A 21,925-nucleotide genomic window follows, 5' to 3' on the forward strand; every position below is an offset into this window, starting at 1 on the left:
CAACTTGGATGAAAAGAGTCAGAGCATGATTGTCGAACTGCAATCCCCGGAAGAGATTTACCTGAATGTTGGCAAAGCGGTAGCGGCGATTCTTCACACCCTGGAATCCACGTCCCGTGACCAGAAACTCGCGCAGCAGCAAAACAACGCTCGCGCCATTCTTCAAGGCGTGCAGCAAGAGCTGAACGACGCCATGGTGGACCTGCAAAGCCATGCCGAGTGGGACACCTTCACGCTGGCGTTCTACGGCGAAACCAGTGCTGGCAAGTCGACCCTGGTTGAGACGCTGCGCATCCTGTTGAACGAAGATTCCAAGGTCGAACAGCGTCGGCGGTTCCAGCAATTGCAGCAGGAACAGGGCTTGAGCGAGGCGGACCTGCAAAGTCTCGAAGCACAGATTGCCGCGTTGGACGAACAACTGGCCGGTATCCAGAGCCAGTTGCAAGCCGTCACCGAGGATTTTGATCTGCAGGACGCAACCCTCGCGGCCGAATTGCAGGGACTGACGCAAAGCATCGCTGACAAAAAGCGCAACGCCAACCTGTTCCAGCGCCTGCTCAACGCGCTGCGTCAGTTGCCGGAAGAGAAACTGCTCACCCAGCGTCAGGCATCGGTTGCGCCGCTGCAGTCGCAACGCCTGGCCGCCATGGCGGAGGTCGAACATCAGAGTGCTCAATGGCAAGCTGACAAGACCATCCGCCTCGCCCGGCAGCAGCAGGCCCTGCAAAGTCTGGCGCACTTGGAGCAGCACGCCGACGGCGCGATCATCGGCGACGGCCGCCCCGACTTCACCCGGCAGACCCAGCGCTACGACTTCGCAATCGACGGCCAGCCCTTCGCGTTGCTGGACGTGCCGGGCATTGAGGGTGATGAAAAACAGGTCAAGGATGAAATCGACGGCGCGGTGAAAAAAGCCCACGCCGTGTTTTACGTCACCGGCAAACCCACGGCCCCGCAAAAAGGCGACGCCGAACGCCAGGGCACGCTGGAAAAAATCAAAGCGCACCTCGGCGCGCAAACCGAAGTCTGGACCCTGTTCAACAAACGCATCACCAACGCCATGCCGCTCTCCAAGCCGCAATTGGTCACGGATGACGAACAGGCCAGCCTCACCGATCTGGACGCCAAGCTCGCCGAGCAACTGGGCGAGCATTACCGGCGGACGATTTCACTCAGTGCCTGGCCGGCCTTCCTGGCGGTGGCCGACTGCCTGGTGCCGCGTTCATCGGCGGCGAATACGCAGGCCAAGTTCCTCGCCAAAATGAGCGCCGAACAGATGCTCGACAAGTCCGGGCTAAAGGCTTTTTGCGGGCATTTGAAGGACAATCTGGTCAAGGATTATCGGGCCAAGATCAAGCGCTCCAACCTCAACAAGGTCAAGCGGGAAATCAGCAAGGTCATCCATCAACTCTCGACCCTGCGCCGCGTCGAGTTTCGTCCGCTTGAAGAAGAGTTGCGTCTGGAGACCGACAGCGCCCAGGCACAACTGGCCTTTGCGTTACAGGCACTGGAAACCCGCCTGACCGCACGGGGCGAGGAAGCCATCCGCCAGTTCAAGACCACGGTCCGTCGCGAGGTTTACGCGCGAATCGAGGCCGGGATTGGCAACGATGAGTTTCGTCGGGCGCTGGAGCAGAGCATCGCCGGTCAACAGCAAGTGCTGGAGCACGCGCTGCCGGACGTGATGCAGAAGGAAGTCGACAGCTTCGCCGGGCAGATTGGCGCGGTGGTGGCGCAGTTCGAGGCGCATGCCAAGGATTTGTTGGCGACCTACAGCCAGTTGCGCATCGGCCGGCTGAATGTGCCGTTCAACGTCGATATCAAAATCGATAACGGCCTGAATATGGTCAGCCTGTTGGGGACCCTGGCCGGTGGCGCGCTGATGTTCTGGAATCCTGCCGGGTGGGCGCTGATGGCCTTGGGCGGCCTGACCCTGCTCGCCAGCCTTTTCAAGGCTGGATGGGGTTTGCTCAGCCCCAGCTACAAACAAGGCCAGCAGCGCAAGTCGGTGGATGAGAACCTCGAGAACATCACCGAACAGCTGCAGCAGGCCTTCCGCACAAGCCTGGCCGATGCACTGCCCGCGCTGCAAAGCAAAGTGGCCGAAGTCCAAGCGGACTTGAACGAGCCGGTGGCACAGATCGCCGCCATCAATAAGGTCCTGAGCGGCTCTCTCGCCCAGTTGACCCAGCTCTCCAATGACATTCAGGTTGAAGGTAATCGTTGATGGAAACCACGCTCGATGTATTTCAGGCCCAGCAGGCCGGTGCGCTGGACATTCTGGCTCGCTTGGAAACCTTTCTGCGCCAAGGCGAAAGCCTGGGCGTGTCGATTGATCCGACGCTGATCGCCAAACTCGATACCTCGCGGCACCAAGTGGCCGGTGAGAAACTGAAAATCGCCCTGGTCGGCGGTTTCTCCGAAGGCAAGACCTCAATTGCCGCCGCGTGGATGGAGAAGCTCGACAAGTCCAGCATGAACATCAGCCAGCAGGAGTCCTCGAACGAAGTCAAAGTCTACGAAGTGGGCGACGATTTCGTGCTGATCGACACCCCGGGGCTGTTCGGCTTCAAAGAGCAATACAACGCCGATACCCAGACCATCGAGCAGTACAAGGACATCACGCGCAAATACGTCAGCGAGGCGCACTTGGTCCTGTACGTGATGAACTCGACCAACCCGATCAAGGAAAGCCACGCCGACGAATTGAAGTGGCTGTTCCGCACCCTCGACCTGCTGCCGCGCACCGTGTTCGTACTCAGCCGTTTTGATGAAGTCGCCGACGTCGAGGACGAGCAGGATTACCTGGCCAACCTTGAAATCAAGCGCGACAACGTCAAGAGTCGCCTGCACGACTGCCTCGCCGCCACGGATGCCGAACTGGCGGACATGGCCATCGTCGCCGTTTCCGCCAACCCGTTCGACATGGGCACCGACTACTGGCTGGCCAATCTGGACAAATTCAAGGCGCTGTCACACATCGCCAGCCTGCAGAGGGCCACCGTAGAGAAAATCAAAAGCAGCGGCGGCGTCGCCGTGGTGGTCGAGCAAGCGCGACACAGCGTGATCCTCGACGTTCTGCACAAAGAACTGCCGGTTGCCGTCGAAAATGACGAAAAAATCGGCGAGGAAGTGCAGCGTCTCGAGCGCATGGGCAAGACCCTGCAACAACAACTGCAAGCGGCCAGCGGCCGGATCAGCGACGTCCGCGGCTGCCTGCGCAACTTCGTTTTCGACTACTTCACCGACCTCATCCTGCAAGCCAAAGGGCTGACCCTGGAAACCTACGGCGAATTTTTCGAGCGTGAAATCGGCAACGAAGGGCGCGTGCTCGGCAACAACCTGCAAAGCGAGTTCGAGCGCCAGCTCAAAGGCGTCACCCAAGAAATCAGCAGCATGCGCCTGAGCTTCACCTCGGAAATTGAACACTTCAACAGCACCGTCACCAAACTCGGCAAACAAGGCGTCAGCTACGTCGTCAAAAGCAATCTGATCAACAACACCTCCGTGCTCGCCACCCGCGACGGCATCGCCGCTGCAGCCGGTGCACTCGGCATGGACCTGGGCAAAATGCTCAAATTCAAACCCTGGGGCGCGGTCAACCTGGCAAAGAACATCAACGGCGCCTTGGTCGTGGTGGGCTTCGCCTTGGAAGCCTGGGACAGCTACCAGCAATACCAGCGCGAAGAAGCCTTCAAAAAAGCCAAAGCCAGCATGATCACCAGCTTCGAACAACAACGCGCCGAACTGGCGGATCTGCTGGACAGCGATGAATTCATCGTGAGGTTCTTCCCGGAATACCAGGGCTTGCTGGGCACTGTGCAGGAGATGAACAGCACCATCGCGCAGCGGCAGGAACAGCGGGGGCGGTTCAAGGAATGGCGGGAGGTTGGCGAGGTGATTGAGGCGGAGTTTGTCCGGTTGGGATGATGCCTGTGGGCGAGAGCAGGCTTCGGGCATTAAAAAGCCGGCTTGTGGCCGGCTTCTCGGGGACTGCTTTGGTTCATTTTTGGTAAACCGCGTCAGCCTTCAAAACGTACATCCGGATCTTGCGTCCGGCTGTGGGAAGGGGTCAGAAAGTGATCTGCCCAGTCGGTGCAATCCAAGCCGCGAGGCGGGTCGATTGCAAATGTGGGGCGCAGGATACGCGCGTTTTTTGTAAATGCCCAGTGTGGAGTGGGGGTTAGGTGTGGCGGGTGTGCCGGACCTGGGGGTAGGTCCGGGCTAAGGGTGAGAGTTAGTCCGTCTTCGCGAGCAGGCTCGCTCGCGCAGGTTGCATCACGGCGAAATGCCCAGAAACGGTATCGGCGGTCGTTTCTTGTTCAGCGTCGACCACCAGAACACCCATCCCAATATTGATATGCGTTGTTCTTCTATTTGCCCGGCGCTGAAGACTTCGTCGGGGTATTGCGCCTGATTGTGGCTGCGCAGGCGCAGGCCGTTGCCGGGCAGGCGGTGCAGGTATTTGATGCGGAGCATGCCGTCGTGCTCGATGGCGTAGATCTGGCCGTCGACGATTTGTGTGAGGCCGCGGTCGATGGCGACGATGGAGCCGTCTTCGATGCGTTCGGCCATGCTGTTGCCGACCATGAGGGTGCAGATGGCGTCTTTGTAGACGATTTGCAGGTGGTCAAGGTGCGCGCGAGGCAGGCGCAGGTGGTTGTCGGGGTCTTCGACGACGTGGGTTTTGCCGGAGCCGGGGGCGGTGGGGGCTTCCTGGTAGAAAGGAATTTCCACGTCGAGCGGCTCGACGACGGTGTAGACGCCGCGCACGGCGGAGGCGTCGTAGACGTTGCCAGCTTCATCCTGGGGCGGGCGCAGGCGCAGGGACTCCTTGGGCCCTTCGCCGCAACACAGCCATTTACTGTTGACTGAGAGCAATCCTGCGATCTCTTCCATTCGATTGTCGGGCACGCCCCGGTGGTACCAGTTGTTCACGTGCTGCGGTTCTACCTTGCAGAACGCGGCAAATTCCGTGGGCGTAATTTTCACTTCCTTGAGTAGCGCTCGAAAGCGCGGACCGCATTTGTGTTTTTTCATAAACGCGGAGTTTACTGAGCAGGTGCGGGGGTTTGAATAAACGTGCCGTTCAAATTTGGCAGGAGATTTTAGTGAGTTTGTCAGCCAGCTTACGCCGCCGTTAAACGCCCGCAAACTCGGGGTAAACATGCTGTTTAACGGTTTTATCCAGACATAAAAAAACCCCGGATCACCGGGGTTTTTCTTGCCGCTTGTAGCTCGCGATCTAATCGCTGCAGCTCAACCTTTATAGGCTGCTACCGACTTCATGATCTCGGTGCGGGCCGCTTCTGCGTCGCCCCAGCCGTCGATCTTTACCCATTTGCCTTTTTCGAGGTCTTTGTAGTTCTCGAAGAAGTGCTTGATCTGTTCCAGCAGCAAGGCTGGCAGATCGGTGTATTCCTTCACGTCGACGTACAGCTGGGACAGCTTGTCGTGCGGCACCGCGATCACTTTGGCATCGCCGCCGCCATCGTCGGTCATGTGCAGGATGCCAACTGGACGGGCGCGGATCACCGAACCTGGGGCCACCGGGTAAGGGGTCACGACCAGCACGTCGAGAGGGTCGCCGTCGTCAGCCAGGGTGTTCGGGATGAAACCGTAGTTGGCCGGGTAGAACATCGGGGTGGCCATGAAACGGTCAACGAACAGGCAATCGCTGTCTTTGTCGATTTCGTATTTGATCGGCGCGTGGTTGGCCGGAATCTCGATCGCGACGTAGATGTCGTTCGGCAGGTCTTTGCCAGCCGGAATCTTGCTGTAGCTCATTGGGCGGTGCCCCCGTTAGTTGACCAAAAACACTTGGCCGGATTGACCAAAAAGTGGCGGCGATTATAGGCATATTCCGCCACCGATGCCACGTACCTAGGGGTCTTCGAGACCTTAGTCGTGTGCCTGATAGACCGGGTCTTGCGCCTGAAGTTGCTGGAGCCTGGCCAGTGGATCCTGGCGGTAGAAGCGTTTCAGTTGCGTATAGACCTGTGGATAAGTCTGGTGCAGCAGGTCCGGGGCGCTGAAGAAGTATTCGCTGGTCACCGCAAAAAACTCGGCGGGGTTTTCCGCCGCGTAGGGGTCGATCGCGGTTTCCGCGCCCGGATTGCGTTCGAGCTGCTGGTCGAGGTCATCGTAGGCCTGTTGCATAACCGTCGCCCATTCGCTGACGCGCATGTCGGCGTGCAGCGGCGGCAGGCCGTTGGCGTCACCGTTGAGCATGTCGAGCTTGTGCGCCAGTTCGTGGATCACCAGGTTGTAGCCTTCCCAGCCACCACTCGCCAGCACACCCGGCCAGGCCAGGATCACCGGGCCTTGCTGCCAGGCTTCACCGCTGTGCTCGCCGTCCCACTCGTGCTCGACACCGCTGGCGTCGCGGTGGCGCTGCGGGCTGAGGAAGTCGTCGGGGTAAAGAACGATTTCATGGAAACCCTGATACCAGTTCAAATCGCCCAGATGCATCAGTGGCAACTGCGCCTGCGCGGCGAGCAGCAGCCGCTGCTCCTGGTGCAGTTCCATGCCGGGGAGGGCGGTCAGGGTCTTGTCATGCAGGAACAGCACGCAGGCTTCACGCAACCACTGGTCTTCTTCGGCGCTGATGCCGTCGAGAAAACTCAGTTGATGGCGCACCCGCTGCCAGGTTTCATCGGCAACTGGGTGCCTGGCGAGGGTGCGCTGGCGCCGCCAGGCGCTCAGTGACCACATCGCCGATCAGCGCGATTGCGCTTTGGAGCTGGCGCCGCCCATGCGACTGCGCACCACGCCAATGATCATCGGCACCAGCGACAGCAGGATGATGCCCACCACTAGAAGCGACAGGTTTTTCTTGATGAACGGTACGTTGCCAAAGAAGTAGCCCAGCGTCACCAGGCCGCCGACCCACAGAATAGTGCCGAGCACGCTGAAGCCGAAGAAGCGCGGGTACGGCATCCTGGCCACGCCGGCGACGAATGGGGCAAAGGTGCGGATGATCGGCAGGAAGCGCGCGAGGGTGACGGTTTTACCGCCGTGTTTCTCGTAGAAGTCGTGGGTTTGTTGCAGATAGTCGCGGCGGAAGATTTTCGAGTTGGGGTTGCTGAACAGACGCTCGCCCGCCGTTCGTCCGATCACATAGTTGGTACTGTCGCCGAGAATCGCCGCCAGCATCAGCAGGCCACCGAGCAGCACCGGGTCCATGCCGCCGCCCGCGGCCACGGCGCCGGCGATGAACAGCAGCGAATCACCCGGCAGGAACGGCATCACCACCAGTCCGGTTTCGCAGAAAATCACCAGAAACAGGATGGCGTAGATCCAGGGCCCGTAGTTGTTCACCAGCAGGTCGAGGTACACATCGAGATGCAGGACAAGATCGAGCGGGTTGAAATCCATGGGGCACCTGTGGTGACGGCCCGACTCAGCAGGCGTGTGCGGATGACTTCCTGTAAGACTACAAGCGAAGGTAGTTTTTCTTACAAGCTGAAAGGACGGGATTATACGGGGAGAGTGCTGAAAAGCGCGTCGAGTTTGTAGCGGGGGATGTCGATGATTTCTAACACTGGAGGCTGGGTGCAGCCTCCTTGGCAAGTGAACGCCTAAGCCTTTAGAGCGCGTCGCTGATCGGCAGCACGTAGTTCTTGAACTCGGTGTCTTCCTTGAAGCCAATCGACTCGTAAGTCTTTTGCGCCACTTCGTTGTCGCTGCTGGTGGACACGCGCATGCGCACGGCGTGGGTGTCCTTGGCCATTTTCCTCGCGGTGCGGATCAGGTTGTCGGCGACCAGTTGCCGGCGGGCGTCTTCGGCGACGTAGATGTCATTGAGGATCCACACGCGCTTGAGCGACAGCGACGAGAAGCTCGGATAGAGCTGGCAGAAGCCCATCAGTTTCTTGTCGTCATCGTCGGCCAGGGCCAGGTAAATCACCGACTCTTTGCGGCGCAGGCGTTTTTCGAGAAAGGCCCGGGAAGAATCCGGGTAGGGCAGCGAACCGTAGAACTCGCGGTATTTGACGAACAACGGGGTCAGCAGGTCCAGGTGTTCCAGGGTCGCTTGAGTAATCCGCATGGTAGGTCTCGACTTCAAGTGGCGATCAAGGCGCGGCTGATAGCGCGTTCGGCATACGGTTCGTACTCGGTGCAGCCGTGGGTCGATGCTGCCTGAAATCGAAGCAAAAACGCAATGCGGAAACGGTTCAGGCTTCGGGCGGGCTCAGTAGGAAATTACCTTTCATATCACTGGCATCGTCCGACTCGACCGTCTGAAGTTGCGCTTCGTCCTTCAAACTCACCCCCGACAGTTGCCGCCGACACGCCTCGCGCATCAGGTACAGCAAGCGATGCGCGGCCACGCCGTAGCTCAAGCCCTCCAGGCGCACATTGGATATGCAGTTACGCTGCGCATCGGTCAGTCCGACTTTGGGCTGGTAGGTGAAATACAGTCCCAGGCTGTCCGGTGAACTCAGGCCGGGGCGCTCGCCGATCAGAATCACCACCATTTTCGCGCCGAGCAGTTCGCCGACTTCGTCGGCCACCGCGACCCGGCCCTGTTCCACCAGCACCACCGGCGACAGCGACCAGCCGTCCGCCGCGCTCTGTTCCTCGAGGCGGGCGAGAAACGGCAACGTATGGCGATTCACCGCCAGCGCCGACAAGCCGTCCGCCACCACGATGGCCAGGTCGACGCCGCCGGGATGGGCGAGGGCGTAGTCGCGCAACACTTGGGCCGAATCGTCGCTCAAGCGCCGGCCGAGGTCAGGGCGCTGCAAATAGGTGTTCCGGTCGCTGGCCGCGCTGTGCAGCAGCAGGCTTTCGCGGCCGCGTTCGGCCAACTGCGCGCTGAGTGCGGCGTGGTCGAACGGCAGGTGCACCGCGTCGCGAGCCTGAGCGTGGGCGTATTGAAAATCCAGCTGCGCACTGGTCGGCAGGCTGGTGCCGCTGCGGCCGAGCGCGATGCGTGCCGGGGTCAGGCGACGCAGTTCCAGCCAAGGGTTTTGCGGGTCAACGGGTGGTTTATCCATCGGCGGCTCACTCATCCCAATTGCGCCAGGGCCTGGCGGAAGGCCGGCGGCAGGCTATTGCCGAAATGCACCTTGCCGTCACCTTGGGTGAAAATGCCCATTTTCGCCAGCCATTGTTCAAACTCCGGCGCTGGTTTCAGCCCCAGGGTTTGCCGCGCGTAGAGGGCGTCGTGGAACGAGGTGGTCTGGTAGTTGAGCATGATGTCGTCGGAGCCGGGGATGCCCATGATGAAGTTGATCCCGGCCACGCCCAGCAGCGTCAGCAGGGTGTCCATGTCGTCCTGGTCGGCTTCGGCGTGGTTGGTGTAACAGATGTCGCAGCCCATGGGCACGCCGAGCAACTTGCCGCAGAAGTGGTCTTCAAGGCCGGCGCGGATGATCTGCTTACCGTTGTACAGGTATTCCGGGCCGATAAATCCTACGACGGTGTTCACCAAGAACGGTTTGAAATGTCGCGCCACGGCGTAGGCTCGCGTCTCGCAGGTCTGCTGGTCGACGCCATGATGGGCGTTGGCGGACAGCGCGCTGCCTTGGCCGGTTTCGAAATACATCAGGTTCTGCCCAAGCGTGCCGCGGTTGAGACTCAACCCTGCGTCGTAACCTTCCTGTAGTAGGTTCAGGCTGATGCCGAAACTGGCGTTCGCTGCTTCGGTGCCGGCAATCGACTGGAACACCAGGTCCAGGGGCACGCCGCGGTTGACCGCTTCGATGGACGTGGTGACGTGGGTCAGCACACAGGCCTGGGTTGGGATTTCGTAACGCTGAATGATCGCGTCGAGCATTTCCAGCATGGCGCAGATCGAGGCAGTGCTGTCGGTGGCGGGGTTGATGCCGATCATCGCGTCGCCGTTGCCGTACAGCAGGCCGTCCAGAATGCTCGCGGCGATGCCGGCCGGCTCGTCTGTCGGGTGGTTGGGTTGCAGGCGAGTCGAGAGCCGGCCGTGCAAGCCCAGGGTGCCGCGAAATTTCGTGACCACGCGGATCTTCTGCGCCACCAGCACCAAATCCTGCACGCGCATGATTTTCGATACGGCGGCGGCCATCTCCGGGGTCAGGCCGGGTGCGAGGGCGCGCAGGCTGGTTTCATCGGCGGCGTCACTCAGCAGCCAGTCGCGGAAACCGCCGACGGTGAGGTGGCTGACTACGGCAAAAGCTTGTTTATCGTGAGTGTCGACGATCAGTCGGGAGACTTCGTCGGCCTCGTAAGGAATTAGCAGTTCCTGCAGGAAATGGCTGAGGGGGATGTCGGCCAGCGCCATTTGCGCCGCGACCCGTTCGCCGTCATTGAGGGCGGCGACCCCGGCGAGGAAATCCCCGGAGCGTGCCGGACTGGCTTTGGCCATGACCTCTTTGAGGTCGGCGAAACGGTGCGTCTGGGCGCCGACGGTATGGGCAAATCCGGCCATGGGGCGGTCCTCCGGTCAATGTCGCAATCTGTTCTGCGGGACGTTGCATGCCCTTCAATATGGCAGGTAACAGACAAACAGCCCGTTTCGGAACAAAAAAGCAAGGCCCGTGCCAGAGCGTTTCTATGGTTTTGGGGTGTTAGTGGAGGACTTTTCGCGAGCAGGCTCGCTCCCACATGGGACCCTATTCAATGTCCTCTGTGGGAGCGAGCCTGCTCGCGAAGGCAATCCAAAGAGCGACACAGCGCTAACTGCGCCGCCCAGACCGGTTAGAAGAAGCCCAGCGGATTAATGTCGTAGCTGACCAGCAGGTTTTTGGTCTGCTGGTAATGATCGAGCATCATCTTGTGAGTTTCGCGGCCGACGCCGGACTTTTTGTAACCACCAAACGCGGCGTGCGCCGGGTACAGGTGGTAGCAGTTGGTCCACACGCGACCGGCCTTGATCGCCCGACCGACGCGGTAGGCACGGTTGATGTCGCGGGTCCAGAGGCCGGCACCGAGGCCGAACTCGGTGTCGTTGGCGATGGCCAGGGCTTCGGCTTCGTCCTTGAAGGTGGTGATGCTCACCACCGGGCCGAAGATTTCTTCCTGGAACACGCGCATCTTGTTGGTGCCCTTGAGCAGGGTCGGCTGGATGTAATACCCGGACGCCAGGTTGCCTTCGAGTTTTTCCACCTTGCCGCCGGTCAGCAGTTCGGCGCCTTCGCCCTTGGCGATTTCCAGGTACGAAAGTATTTTGTCGAATTGCTGTTCAGATGCCTGAGCGCCGACCATGGTGTCGGTGTCCAGTGGGTCGCCGCGCTTGATCTGCTCGACCTTCTTCATCACCACTTTCATAAAGTCGTCGTAGATCGACTCTTCCACCAGTGCGCGAGACGGGCAGGTGCAGACTTCGCCCTGGTTGAAGAACGCCAGCACCAGGCCTTCGGCGGCTTTTTCAATGAAGCTCGGCTCGGCTTTCATGATGTCAGCGAAGAAGATGTTCGGCGATTTGCCGCCCAGTTCCACGGTCGACGGAATGATGTTCTCGGCAGCACATTTCATGATGTGCGAGCCTACCGGGGTCGAGCCGGTGAAGGCGATTTTGGCGATGCGCTTACTGGTAGCCAGGGCTTCGCCGGCCTCTTTGCCGAAGCCTTGCACCACGTTGAGCACGCCCGGCGGCAGCAGGTCGCCGATCAACTCCAGCAGCACGGTGATGCCCAGCGGCGTTTGCTCGGCAGGCTTGAGCACTACGCAGTTACCGGCGGCCAGGGCCGGGGCGAGTTTCCACGCCGCCATCAGGATCGGGAAGTTCCACGGGATGATCTGCCCGACCACGCCCAGCGGCTCATGGATGTGATAGGCCACAGTATTGCCGTCGATTTCCGCGGCGCTGCCTTCCTGGGCGCGCAAGCAACCGGCGAAGTAGCGGAAGTGGTCAGCCGCCAGCGGAATGTCGGCGTTGAGGGTTTCGCGTACGGCTTTGCCGTTATCCCAGGACTCGGTAATCGCTAGCACTTCGAGATTCTGCTCGATGCGGTCGGCGATTTTCAGCAGTACCAGCGAGCGCGCCTGGGCGGAGGTGGCGCCCCAGGCATCGGCGGCGGCATGGGCGGCGTCCAGGGCCTTGTCGATGTCTTCGGCCGTGGAGCGCGGGAATTCGGCAATGGGCTGGCCATTGACCGGCGAAGTGGTGGTGAAGTACTGACCTTTGACAGGCGCGACGAACTCGCCGCCGATGTAGTTACCGTATTTGCTCTTGAACGAAACGATAGCGCCTTCAGTACCGGGGTGAGCGTAACGCATGATGGGTTTCTCCTTGGCTTTGTATTTATAAGGGAGGCGCCCGGTGGTAAAGCGCCGAGCCGCTTGCCTTAAGCGTAGAGCAAAGGTTGGGCCACTGCTTTGCAGCTCAGGCAAATCAAGGCGTTACGCGATTTTTGTCGGACGAATGGGGCGCGGTCGTGACGCTATCGATACAGCGCCCGTTACACCTTGTACCGTTTCTGCCACAGCGCATGACGGGTAGTCCTGCCAGCATTGCAAAGCGCTTGGGGCTGGAGGATGCTGGGCCGCACACTCACCTGGCGGGGAGAATAATAAGAAATGCACGACAACCACTTGAGTCGCCATGCCCGGCAAGTCTTGACCGTCACCCAAGGCAAACCCCACCTGCATGGACCCGGCGCCGATCCGTCGATTGCCCGTTCCTGGTTGCGCTGTCTTCAGGACTACCACCTCGACCCGGCCTTGGCCGTCGCGCCCACGGTGCTCGAACACGGGCGGGTGCTGGAAAGCCGCGAGCGCTTGCAGCAAGTGCTGAGCATCGCCGGCACGGAAATGGCCAGCCTGCATCAGCAACTTTCCGGTGCTGGCCATGCGGTATTACTGACCGATGCGCGCGGGGTGATCCTCAATTGCGTCACCGCCCCTACCGAGCGCAAGATTTTTGAGCGCGCCGGCCTGTGGCTCGGTGCCGACTGGAGCGAGGCCTGCGAAGGCACCAACGGCATCGGCACTTGCCTGGTGGAGCGCCAGGCGCTGACCATTCACCAGGACGAACACTTTCGCGGGCGCCACACCGGGCTGACCTGTTCGGCAAGCCCGGTGTTCGACCCGCACGGCGAATTACTCGCGGTGCTCGACGTCTCTTCGGCGCGGCAGGACGTGTCGCGCCAGAGCCAGTTTCACACCATGGCCCTGGTCAATCTCTCGGCAAAGATGATCGAGAGCTGTTATTTCCTGCGCCATTTCGATCACCAATGGTTGCTGCGCTTTCACCTGCAAGCCGAATCGGTCGGGCTGTTCAGCGAAGGCTTGCTCGCATTTGACGGTGACGGTCGGATCAGCGCGGTCAACCAGAGTGCACTGAACCTGCTGGGGCACGGGCGCGGCGGGTTACTCGGGCAGCCAGTGGAAAATTTCTTCGATTGCAGCCTCGACCAGTTGATGGGCCGCGCCAGCCCTCAGGCCAGCGCCAGTTGGCCGTTGCGCACCCGCGATGGCCGGCATTTGTTCGCCCTCTTGCGTGGTCAGCCGCGCGGCGTGCCGGTACGGTTATCGCCGAAAGCGCCCGAACTGGCCGAGCGCTCGCCACAGTCCGGCATCTGCCTGGGCGACGCGGCGCTGCAAGCGGATTTCCGCAAAGCCCTGCGCGTGTTCGAGCGGGACGTGCCGCTGCTGATCAACGGCGAAACCGGTTCCGGCAAGGAGGCCTTTGCCAAAGCCGTGCACCAGGCTAGTCAACGCAGCGACAAAGCCTTCGTCGCCCTGAACTGCGCGGCGATCCCGGAAAGCCTGATCGAGAGTGAATTGTTCGGCTATCGCGGCGGCAGTTTCACCGGTGCGCGCAAGGAAGGCATGCGCGGCAAGCTGCAACAGGCTGACGGCGGCACCTTGTTCCTGGACGAAATCGGCGACATGCCGCTGGCCCTGCAAACGCGATTGTTGCGGGTGCTGGAAGACCGGCAAGTGGTGCCGATCGGCGGCGAGCCAGAGTCGGTGAATGTGCGGATCATCAGCGCAACCCACCGCGATCTGCTGGCGCGGGTGCAGGACGGCAGCTTCCGCGAAGATTTGTATTACCGACTCAACGGCCTGGAAATCACCCTGCCGGCGTTGCGTGAGCGCAGCGATAAATCGCAACTGCTGGATTTTTTGTTGGCGCAAGAGGCGGGCGGCGAGCCGGTGTTGATCGATGAACCGGCGCGCCAGGCACTGCTGGAATTTGCCTGGCCGGGCAATGTGCGGCAATTGCGCAACGTGCTGCGGACCTTGGCGGCGTTGTGCGATGAAGGGCGGGTCAGCGTGGAAGACCTGCCGGCGATGATCCGCCAGGCGCGGCCAGCGGTGGCGATTGAAGCACCGTCCGAACATCCACTGGACGACGCCGAACGCCTGGCCTTGCTCACGGCGCTGGAGCAGCAGCGCTGGCACATGACCCACACCGCCGAACAACTGGGCGTCAGCCGCAACACGCTCTATAGAAAGCTGCGCAAGCACGGGATCGAACGGTAAATCGCGTCGCGACCGATCGCGGGCAAGCCCGCTCCCACAGGAATTATGTCGTTCACGACATTCAGGCATGGCACAAGACCTGTGGGAGCGGGCTTGCCCGCGATTGGCGTCCGTGAGATCCGAAACACAAGGTGCGAATTCCCCCTCCCTACGCTAACCTGCGGCCATGTTTTACGAGGTCGACTATGCACATTCATATTCTTGGTATCTGCGGCACTTTCATGGGTTCGATGGCAGTTCTGGCCAAAGAGCTGGGCCATCACGTGACGGGCTCCGATGCCAACGTCTATCCGCCGATGAGCACGCAACTCGAAGCCCAGGGCATTCAGTTGACGCAAGGCTACGACCCGGCGCAGCTCGACCCGGCGCCCGACCTGGTGGTCATCGGCAACGCCATGTCCCGTGGCAACCCGGCGGTTGAATACGTGCTCAACAAAGGTTTGCCTTACGTTTCCGGCCCGCAATGGCTGGCCGAGCACGTGCTGCGTGGCCGCTGGGTGCTCGCCGTCGCCGGCACCCACGGCAAAACCACCACCAGCAGCATGCTCGCCTGGGTGCTGGAGCACGCTGGCATGAGTCCGGGGTTCCTCATCGGTGGCGTGCCGCAGAATTTCTCGGTGTCCGCACGCTTGGGCGCTACGCCGTTCTTCGTGATCGAAGCCGACGAATACGACAGCGCCTTCTTCGACAAGCGCTCGAAATTCGTTCATTACGGCCCGCGTACCGCGATCCTCAACAACCTTGAGTTTGATCACGCCGACATCTTCCCCGATCTGCCAGCCATCGAACGGCAGTTCCATCACTTGGTGCGGACCATCCCGAGCGAAGGCCTGGTGATCCACCCGACCACCGAGCCGGCCCTGCAACGGGTTATCGCGATGGGCTGCTGGACCCCGGTGCAAACCACCGGTACCGGCGGCCAATGGCAGGCCAAGCTGTTGAGCGAGGACGGCTCGGCGTTTGAAGTGCTGTTCGAGGGTGTAGTTCAGGGCGTGGTTGAGTGGGACATGACTGGCCAGCACAACGTCGCCAATGCCTTGGCCACGTTGGCCGCCGCCCGGCATGTCGGGGTGGTGCCGGCCCTGGGCGTCGAAGCCCTGAGCGCGTTCAAAAGCGTCAAGCGTCGAATGGAGAAAGTTGCCGAAGTGCGCGGCATCACCATTTATGACGACTTCGCCCACCACCCGACCGCCATCGCCACCACGCTGGACGGCCTGCGCAAACGCATTGGCGACGCGCCGTTGATCGCGATCATCGAGCCACGCTCCAACTCCATGAAGCTCGGCGCCCACCGCGACGGCTTGCCGGAAAGTGTCGCCGATGCCGATCAGGTGATTTGGTACGCCCCGGCCAACCTCGGTTGGGACCTGGCTGCCACCGCTGCGTTGTGCAAAGTGCCGTCGATCGTCAGCGATTCGCTGGAAGGCATTATCGAGCGAGTGAAGAGCCAGGCGCAGCCGGGCACTCATGTGGTGATCATGAGCAACGGCGGTTTCGGTGGCCTGCACGGCAAACTCGCCGAGGCGCTGCAATGAACACTTTTGCCCAGAGCGGCGGCCCGGAACGCATCACCCTGGCGATGACCGGCGCCTCGGGCGCGCAGTATGGTTTGCGCCTGCTCGATTGCCTGATTCGCGAAGATCGCGAAGTGCACTTCCTCATTTCGAAGGCCGCGCAACTGGTGATGGCCACCGAGACCGACGTGTCGCTGCCGCCCAAGACCCAATCGATGCAGGCGTTTCTCACTGAGTACACCGGCGCGGCGGCCGGGCAGATTCGTGTGTATGGCAAGGAAGACTGGATGTCGCCGGTGGCCTCGGGCTCCGGTGCGCCAGCGGCGATGGTCGTGGTGCCGTGTTCCACCGGGACGTTGTCGGCGATTGCTACCGGTGCCTGCAACAACCTGATCGAACGCGCCGCCGATGTGACCTTGAAGGAGCGCCGCCAGTTGATTCTGGTGCCGCGCGAGGCGCCGTATTCGAGCATTCATCTGGAGCACATGCTCAAGCTCTCGAACATGGGCGTGACGATTTTGCCGGCCTCGCCGGGTTTCTATCATCAGCCGCAGACCATTGATGATTTGATCGACTTCGTGGTGGCGCGGATTCTCAACTTGCTGAGTATTCCCCAGGACATGCTGCCGCGTTGGGGTGAACATCATTTGAGCAGCGATGAATAAGCTGTTATTGGTCGTCCTCGCGTTGCAACTGACGGGTTGCGCCACCGCTCGCACGCTGGACGCGGCCAAACCCGGAGCGCCGGTGGTGTATGCGGGCACGCGGTTGGATTTGTATGCGATGAACGGCGGCTGTTGCGCCATGGACCGGTTCGGCGCAGAAGCCCCGAGCTACCCCGGCGTCGACCTGCCGGCCAGCGCCTTGCTGGACACCTTGCTGCTGCCACTGTCGTTGCTGACGGTGCTGGGGGTTGGGTTTCAGGCGACGGGTGGGCTTTAGACTGCCCATTTTTATGGGGCAGGCCTTTGTGGCGAAGGAGCTTGTTGTGGTGAGGGGGCTTGCCCCCGTTGGGCTGCGCAGCAGCCCCAAAACCCTATCCTCACCTAGCCAGACAAACCTAGCAGCCTGATTTCAGGGTTGCTGCGCAACCCAGCGGGAGCAAGCTCCCTCGCCACAAGATCAAAATCAAGATCAGCGCGCCCTTTCCCTACAGGCGATCGCTGCTATTTACCCAGCTTGCGCAATTCATCCGATTCCACCACCCGCACGCCGTCCTGTTCTTCCAGGGCCAGGCGCCACATGGCGCGGGCCAGTTGGCAGGCTTCGATGCCGTGGTATTTGCCGGGGATCAGCCGCGACAGCGGACCGGCGACTTTCTCGGCCAGGCGCGGCTCGAGCCGTTCGCCCAGCAGCAGGGAAGGGCGGCAGATGGTCAGTTGCGGCCAGTCCTGGTCGCGCAAGGCTTGTTCCATTTCCCCTTTGACCCGGTTGTAGAACACCGAGGATTTCGGGTCGGCGCCAATCGCGCTGATCACGATCAGGTGCCGCGCGCCCATTTCCCGTGCGCGTTTGGCGAAGGCCACTACCATGTCCAGGTCAACGGCGCGGAACGCCTCTTCCGAGCCGGCCTGTTTGATGGTGGTGCCGAGGCAGCAATAGGCGATATCGACCCGGCCGTTCAGTTGCGGCAGGAACACCTGCGGGTCGCCGACCGGGTTTTCCAGGTGTGGATGTTCTGCCAGCGGCCGGCGTGAGGGCGCCAGTACGCGGCTGATAGTGGGTTCGTTGAGCAGGCGATCCAACAGGTGTTCACCGGTCAAACCGGTGGCTCCGGCGAGCAATACATGCTGAGGCGTCAAGTACATAGTGTTTCTCCCCTGATACGGTTACAGCTTAGTTGCCTTTGGCTTCCTTGCTTGTAATGGAGACACTTTGTAGCGCTTTTCGTGCCTGCTGCTTGCGTAACAATTGCCAATGCGAGAGCACGGTCCGTGGTGCCCAGATTTGCGGTTCCGAGGCTTCGAAGTTGTCCGCCAGTTCGCGTTCGGCCACGGTGGCCTTGGCCAGTTTGAAGGCTTGTTCGAGGTCGTCGGTCTGGTTCAGCGCCTGGGCAAACAGCGCATCGCCGAAGTAGGTGAAGTTGGCTTCTTCCGAGCACCCGAAGGACACCCGATCGGCGCGCGAGGCGGTCATGATCAAGGTACGCTCGTCTTTCAGCGCCGGAATGAAACCGCCGGAGTAGCAGGCGGAAATCACGATGATTTTGTCACGATTCTTCAACGGAGCCAGCACGGCAGCGAGTTCGTCGGCTGGCAGATCGGCCAGTTCCATGCGCGGCTGGTCGAGCACCAGTTCGTGTTCGCTGCTGCCGTGGCTGGTCAGGTAGATGAAAATCAAGTCTTCCGGGCCGCTGCGTTCGGCCAGGGTCAGGGCGGCGCGGCGCAGGTTTTCGCGGGTGGCCATCGGCCGGTCGCCGAGGTGTTCGCGGTGATTGACCAGGCGAATCTGGCCGAAGGCACCGAAGCGGCTGGCGAGCATGTTGGCCACGTAGTCGGACTCGCGCAGGAACACGCTCTGCTTGCCATCGCCGCCGAGGGTCAGGGTGTACAACTCGACCGCCGAGGTTGATGCCGGGACGCTGGTCAGCGCCTCTTCGAGCAACCGGCCCTGGGCCAGCAAACCGAGTTCGAGGGTGTCCGGCAGCAACTTGCCATCGCCGTCGCGCACCCGCTGGCCGTTGAGCCAGGTGCCGCTCTGCACGGTGCCATCGGTGAGCACGAGTGTGCCGTGGCCCTGATAGCTGTCGTTGTCGAACTGGCCGATGTAGAAACTGCCATCAGCCAGGTTCAAACGACCCTGGCCGGCGAAGCGCCAGTCGCTGAACTGGCCGATGTAGTGGCTGCCGTCGGCGCCGATCAGTTCGCCCTTGCCGCTGAGCACGCCTTCCTTGAACTGGCCGAGCCAGACGTCGCCGTCCGCGTTTTCGTAGCGGCCCCGACCGTGCAATTGATTGTTCTTGAAGCCGCCGGCGTAGAGGTCGCCATCGGCGCTGGTAAACGTACCGTTACCTTCCAGTTGGCCATTGACGAAACGCCCGGTGAATTGGTTGCCGTTGCCATCGCCGCGCTGGCCTTCGCCGTTGGGCTTACCGTGAGCGAACTGGCCTTGATAGCTGCTGCCGTCCTCCAGTTCGAGGCGGCCGAGGCCGGAATATTGATCGGCCTTGAATTCGCCACGGTAGGTGACGCCGTTTTCCTTGAGCGTCCCTTCGCCGTCCCGCCGCCCCAGTTTGAAGCCGCCGGTGTAACTGCTGCCCGGCGTGGTCAGGCTGCCTTGGCCGTAAAACAGGCCTTGCTGGAATTCGCCGCGATAGACTTCGCCGTTGCTACCGTGCCACTCGCCCTGTCCATGCCACTGGCCCTTGTCGAACTGGCCGGCGTACCAACTGCCGTTCGGGTAGTCGATGCGCCCCTGGCCCTGTAACAAGCCGTCCACCAGATCACCGCGATAGCGCCCGCCGTCCGGCAGGCGGGCGTCGGGCGGCAACGGTGATTCGCCGTCTCCGCAAGCGGTGAGCAACAGGGCGAGGGCAAGGGGGGCGAGTGAGCGCATAGCGGGATCCGGGCAATTAGGCGACCGAGTATGCCGCAGCTATGTGTCTGATATATAGGCCCCGGCGAAACAGCCTGTGGGGCTGTTTCGCATTCAGGCGTGGGTCAAACGAAGCACAGCGACAGCGGTTCGGCAATATACGCCGGTTTGTCCTGGCCTTCGATTTCCAGAGTGGCGGTGGCTTTGAGCAGCCATTGGCCGGGTTTCTTCTCGGTGACCTCGGTCAAGTCGACCTTGAGCCGGACTTTGGAATCGACCTTCACCGGTTGAATGAAGCGCACGCTGTCGAGGCCGTAGTTGACCACCATCTTCAAGCCTTCCGGCAGAATCAGGATGTCTTCCATCAGCTTTGGAATCAGCGACAGCGACAGGAAACCGTGGGCGATGGTGCTGCCGAACGGGGTCTGCGCAGCTTTGACCGGGTCGACGTGGATGAACTGATAATCGCCTGTGGCTTCGGCGAACAGGTTGATGCGAGCCTGGTCGATGGTGAGCCATTCGGAACGTCCGAGTTCCTTGCCGACATAATCTTTGAGCTCTGCAACGGGAACATAGGGCATTGAGACTCTCCTTGGGTTCATCGGTGTTTGTTGGTTTTATAGGTGCGTCGCGGGGAGAGCAGGGCTCCCGGATAACCACTTTAGATCATCATGGTGATTTGCTCCGGTCAACCCACCATGCTGTTGGCGAATGCCGATCCATAGCGCGTGCGTGCTTATAATGTGCAGCCGCCGTTGCGGCGGCCGAGTTTTGCGGGGGAAGACGGATGTTGTTACGTGGCCTGACCTGGCTGGTGCTGTTTCAATTGCTGGGCACTGCCATCAATCATTTGTGTGTGCCGGTGTTGCCGGGGCCGATCATTGGCCTGCTGCTGTTGCTGATCTATCTGATCATCCGCGGCCAGGTCGGCGAGCCACTGAACCTGGCGGCCAGCAGCCTGTTGCGTTATTTGCCGTTGCTGCTGGTGCCGCCCGCCGTCGGGGTGATGGTGTACGCCAAGGATATCGTCGCCGATTTCTGGGCCATCGTCGGCGCACTGGTGGTGTCGCTGGTATTGGCCATGGCGTTCGCCGGCGTGCTGATGCAACGCCTGGTCAAGCGTCACGCGCCACCGCCCGAGGATCGCCCATGAGCCTCGACTGGCAAGGCGCCTGGGCGTCGGTGATCCACCATCCGTTGTTCGGCATCGGCATTACCTTGGGCGCCTATCAATTGATATTGGCCGCCTATGAGAAAACCCGCTGGATCTTCCTGCAACCCGTCCTGCTGTCAATGCTCCTGGTCATTGCCGTACTGGTGAGCTGTGGCCTGAGCTACGTTGAGTACCGCAAGAGCACGGAGATCCTCAGCATCCTGCTCGGCCCGGCCACTGTGGCGCTGGCGGTGCCGCTGTATCTGAACCTGCGACGGATTCGGCAGTTGTTCTGGCCGATTTTTACTACGCTGGTGGTAGGCGGCGTGGTCGCGACCGGTCTGGGCGTGCTGCTGGGCTGGTGGTTTGGCGCCGAACACATGATCCTGATGACCATGGCGCCGAAGTCGGTCACCTCGCCGATTGCCATGCTGGTGGCCGAGCAAATCGGCGGCGTGGCGGCGCTGGCGGCGGTGTTCGTGTTGATCACTGGCGTCATTGGGGCGATTGTCGGGCCGAGCCTTTTGACCCGGCTTGGGGTCCATAGCCCTGAGGCGCGAGGTATGGCGCTGGGCATGACCGCCCATGCCGTCGGCACCTCGGTAGCGTTGCAGGAAAGTGATGAGTGCGGCGCGTTTGCCGCGTTGGCGATGAGTCTGATGGGCGTGGCCACGGCGGTGTTGCTGCCGTTGGCGGTGTCGATGGTGGTGTAAGGAAATGTCTATGAGTTTGCCGCTGTTCCCGCTGAACACCGTGCTGTTTCCCGGCTGCATCCTCGATTTGCAGATCTTCGAGGCGCGCTACCTGGACATGATCGGCCGCTGCATGAAGCAGGGCGGCGGCTTCGGCGTGGTGTGCATTCTCGACGGCGACGAAGTCGGCATCGCCCCCGAAGGTTATGCCTTGGTCGGCTGCGAAGCGCTGATCACCGACTTCAAGCAGCAGGACAATGGCTTGCTGGGCATCCGCGTCCAGGGCGGTCGGCGGTTCAACGTGCTACGCACTGAGGTGCAGCGCGATCAACTGACCGTTGCCGACATCGAATGGCTGGAAGACGAACCGGAACAACCGCTGCAAGACGAAGACGCCGACCTGGTCGCGCTGCTCAAGGCCCTGGCCGAGCACCCGATGGTCGAAGCGCTGAACATGGGCACCGAAGCCACCGGCCAGCAATCCCTGGCCAACCAGTTGGCCTACCTGCTGCCGTTCGCCGAACTGGACAAGATCGACCTGCTGCAACTCGACGACCCACAGCAACGGCTGGACGCGATCCAGGCCTTGCTTGATGAGCTGCAGGGCGAGTTGTTTGCCTGAT

Annotated in this window: 20 protein-coding genes; 9 read left to right on the forward strand and 11 right to left on the reverse strand. The window is 61.2% G+C overall.

Annotation, left to right across the window (positions count from 1 at the left end; genetic code table 11):
* The first annotated feature begins 25 nt into the window (after positions 1 to 25).
* Together RG836_RS16020 and RG836_RS16025 are read left to right on the forward strand one after the other, a co-directional pair.
* The gene (locus tag RG836_RS16020; RefSeq protein ID WP_310847233.1) at positions 26 to 2,227 is read left to right on the forward strand and encodes a hypothetical protein; all 2,202 of its coding nucleotides are present in this window, start codon (positions 26 to 28) and stop codon (positions 2,225 to 2,227) included.
* Positions 2,227 to 3,930: a LeoA/HP0731 family dynamin-like GTPase gene (locus RG836_RS16025; protein ID WP_310847235.1), complete on the forward strand. Its 1,704-nt coding sequence runs from the start codon at positions 2,227 to 2,229 to the stop codon at positions 3,928 to 3,930. The genes RG836_RS16020 and RG836_RS16025 overlap by 1 nt, the downstream gene beginning before the upstream one ends.
* Before the next feature lie 348 nt (positions 3,931 to 4,278).
* On the opposite strand, the gene RG836_RS16030 is transcribed toward RG836_RS16025, so the two are convergent.
* From RG836_RS16030 to exaC, 8 genes are all read right to left on the reverse strand, one after another.
* A complete protein-coding gene (locus tag RG836_RS16030) occupies positions 4,279 to 5,040 on the reverse strand; it encodes a S24 family peptidase (protein ID WP_310847237.1) in 762 nt (253 codons plus the stop codon).
* Positions 5,041 to 5,259: 219 nt separating this feature from the next.
* Positions 5,260 to 5,787, reverse strand: a complete 528-nt coding sequence (gene ppa, locus RG836_RS16035) for an inorganic diphosphatase (RefSeq protein ID WP_310847239.1) — start codon at positions 5,785 to 5,787, stop codon at positions 5,260 to 5,262.
* A 114-nt stretch (positions 5,788 to 5,901) separates the two neighbouring features.
* Positions 5,902 to 6,714: a M90 family metallopeptidase gene (locus tag RG836_RS16040; RefSeq protein WP_310847242.1), complete on the reverse strand. Its 813-nt coding sequence runs from the start codon at positions 6,712 to 6,714 to the stop codon at positions 5,902 to 5,904.
* Positions 6,715 to 6,720: 6 nt separating this feature from the next.
* Entirely contained in the window at positions 6,721 to 7,377 is a 657-nt protein-coding gene (locus RG836_RS16045; protein ID WP_310847244.1) for a DedA family protein, read from the reverse strand.
* 211 nt (positions 7,378 to 7,588) lie between these two features.
* Entirely contained in the window at positions 7,589 to 8,050 is a 462-nt protein-coding gene (locus RG836_RS16050; RefSeq protein ID WP_310847247.1) for a GNAT family N-acetyltransferase, read from the reverse strand.
* Positions 8,051 to 8,177: 127 nt separating this feature from the next.
* Positions 8,178 to 9,002: an ethanolamine ammonia-lyase subunit EutC gene (eutC, locus tag RG836_RS16055; protein ID WP_310847249.1), complete on the reverse strand. Its 825-nt coding sequence runs from the start codon at positions 9,000 to 9,002 to the stop codon at positions 8,178 to 8,180.
* 11 nt (positions 9,003 to 9,013) lie between these two features.
* The gene (locus RG836_RS16060; RefSeq protein ID WP_310847251.1) at positions 9,014 to 10,408 is read right to left on the reverse strand and encodes an ethanolamine ammonia-lyase subunit EutB; all 1,395 of its coding nucleotides are present in this window, start codon (positions 10,406 to 10,408) and stop codon (positions 9,014 to 9,016) included.
* 269 nt (positions 10,409 to 10,677) lie between these two features.
* The gene (exaC, locus tag RG836_RS16065) at positions 10,678 to 12,198 is read right to left on the reverse strand and encodes an acetaldehyde dehydrogenase ExaC (protein ID WP_310847254.1); all 1,521 of its coding nucleotides are present in this window, start codon (positions 12,196 to 12,198) and stop codon (positions 10,678 to 10,680) included.
* Positions 12,199 to 12,498: 300 nt separating this feature from the next.
* Here exaC and RG836_RS16070 point away from each other — a divergent pair, with 300 nt between their 5' ends.
* The 4 genes from RG836_RS16070 to RG836_RS16085 all read left to right on the forward strand — a co-directional run bounded on the left by RG836_RS16070 (position 12,499) and on the right by RG836_RS16085 (position 16,865).
* Positions 12,499 to 14,409 carry a sigma-54-dependent Fis family transcriptional regulator gene (locus tag RG836_RS16070; RefSeq protein ID WP_310847257.1) on the forward strand — a complete coding sequence of 637 codons (1,911 nt, stop codon included), beginning with the start codon at positions 12,499 to 12,501 and terminating at the stop codon, positions 14,407 to 14,409.
* A gap of 185 nt (positions 14,410 to 14,594) precedes the next feature.
* The gene (gene mpl, locus RG836_RS16075; RefSeq protein WP_310847261.1) at positions 14,595 to 15,944 is read left to right on the forward strand and encodes a UDP-N-acetylmuramate:L-alanyl-gamma-D-glutamyl-meso-diaminopimelate ligase; all 1,350 of its coding nucleotides are present in this window, start codon (positions 14,595 to 14,597) and stop codon (positions 15,942 to 15,944) included.
* On the forward strand, positions 15,941 to 16,588 hold the full coding sequence (gene ubiX / locus RG836_RS16080; protein ID WP_310847264.1) for a flavin prenyltransferase UbiX: 648 nt from the start codon (positions 15,941 to 15,943) through the stop codon (positions 16,586 to 16,588). Before mpl ends, ubiX begins: the two co-directional genes overlap by 4 nt.
* On the forward strand, positions 16,581 to 16,865 hold the full coding sequence (locus tag RG836_RS16085; RefSeq protein ID WP_310847267.1) for a YceK/YidQ family lipoprotein: 285 nt from the start codon (positions 16,581 to 16,583) through the stop codon (positions 16,863 to 16,865). Before ubiX ends, RG836_RS16085 begins: the two co-directional genes overlap by 8 nt.
* A 224-nt stretch (positions 16,866 to 17,089) precedes the next feature.
* On the opposite strand, the gene RG836_RS16090 is transcribed toward RG836_RS16085, so the two are convergent.
* The 3 genes from RG836_RS16090 to RG836_RS16100 form a co-directional block, all read right to left on the reverse strand.
* Positions 17,090 to 17,731, reverse strand: a complete 642-nt coding sequence (locus tag RG836_RS16090; RefSeq protein WP_310847269.1) for an oxidoreductase — start codon at positions 17,729 to 17,731, stop codon at positions 17,090 to 17,092.
* Positions 17,732 to 17,759: 28 nt separating this feature from the next.
* The gene (locus tag RG836_RS16095; RefSeq protein ID WP_310847271.1) at positions 17,760 to 19,478 is read right to left on the reverse strand and encodes a C13 family peptidase; all 1,719 of its coding nucleotides are present in this window, start codon (positions 19,476 to 19,478) and stop codon (positions 17,760 to 17,762) included.
* 104 nt (positions 19,479 to 19,582) lie between these two features.
* Complete coding sequence (locus RG836_RS16100; RefSeq protein ID WP_310847273.1) at positions 19,583 to 20,038, reverse strand: MaoC family dehydratase; 456 nt, start codon at positions 20,036 to 20,038, stop codon at positions 19,583 to 19,585.
* A 206-nt stretch (positions 20,039 to 20,244) separates the two neighbouring features.
* Here RG836_RS16100 and RG836_RS16105 point away from each other — a divergent pair, with 206 nt between their 5' ends.
* Genes RG836_RS16105 through RG836_RS16115 form a run of 3 tightly spaced genes read left to right on the forward strand, consistent with a single transcriptional unit; the run spans position 20,245 to position 21,924 of the window.
* Positions 20,245 to 20,610: a CidA/LrgA family protein gene (locus tag RG836_RS16105; protein ID WP_310847275.1), complete on the forward strand. Its 366-nt coding sequence runs from the start codon at positions 20,245 to 20,247 to the stop codon at positions 20,608 to 20,610.
* The gene (locus RG836_RS16110; protein ID WP_310847277.1) at positions 20,607 to 21,323 is read left to right on the forward strand and encodes an LrgB family protein; all 717 of its coding nucleotides are present in this window, start codon (positions 20,607 to 20,609) and stop codon (positions 21,321 to 21,323) included. Before RG836_RS16105 ends, RG836_RS16110 begins: the two co-directional genes overlap by 4 nt.
* Before the next feature lie 10 nt (positions 21,324 to 21,333).
* Positions 21,334 to 21,924, forward strand: coding sequence for an LON peptidase substrate-binding domain-containing protein (locus tag RG836_RS16115; protein WP_310847280.1), 591 nt, complete (start codon positions 21,334 to 21,336; stop codon positions 21,922 to 21,924).
* The last annotated feature ends 1 nt before the right edge of the window (position 21,925 follow it).

This window comes from Pseudomonas rhizozeae, from assembly GCF_031583775.1.
Lineage (GTDB): Bacteria > Pseudomonadota > Gammaproteobacteria > Pseudomonadales > Pseudomonadaceae > Aquipseudomonas.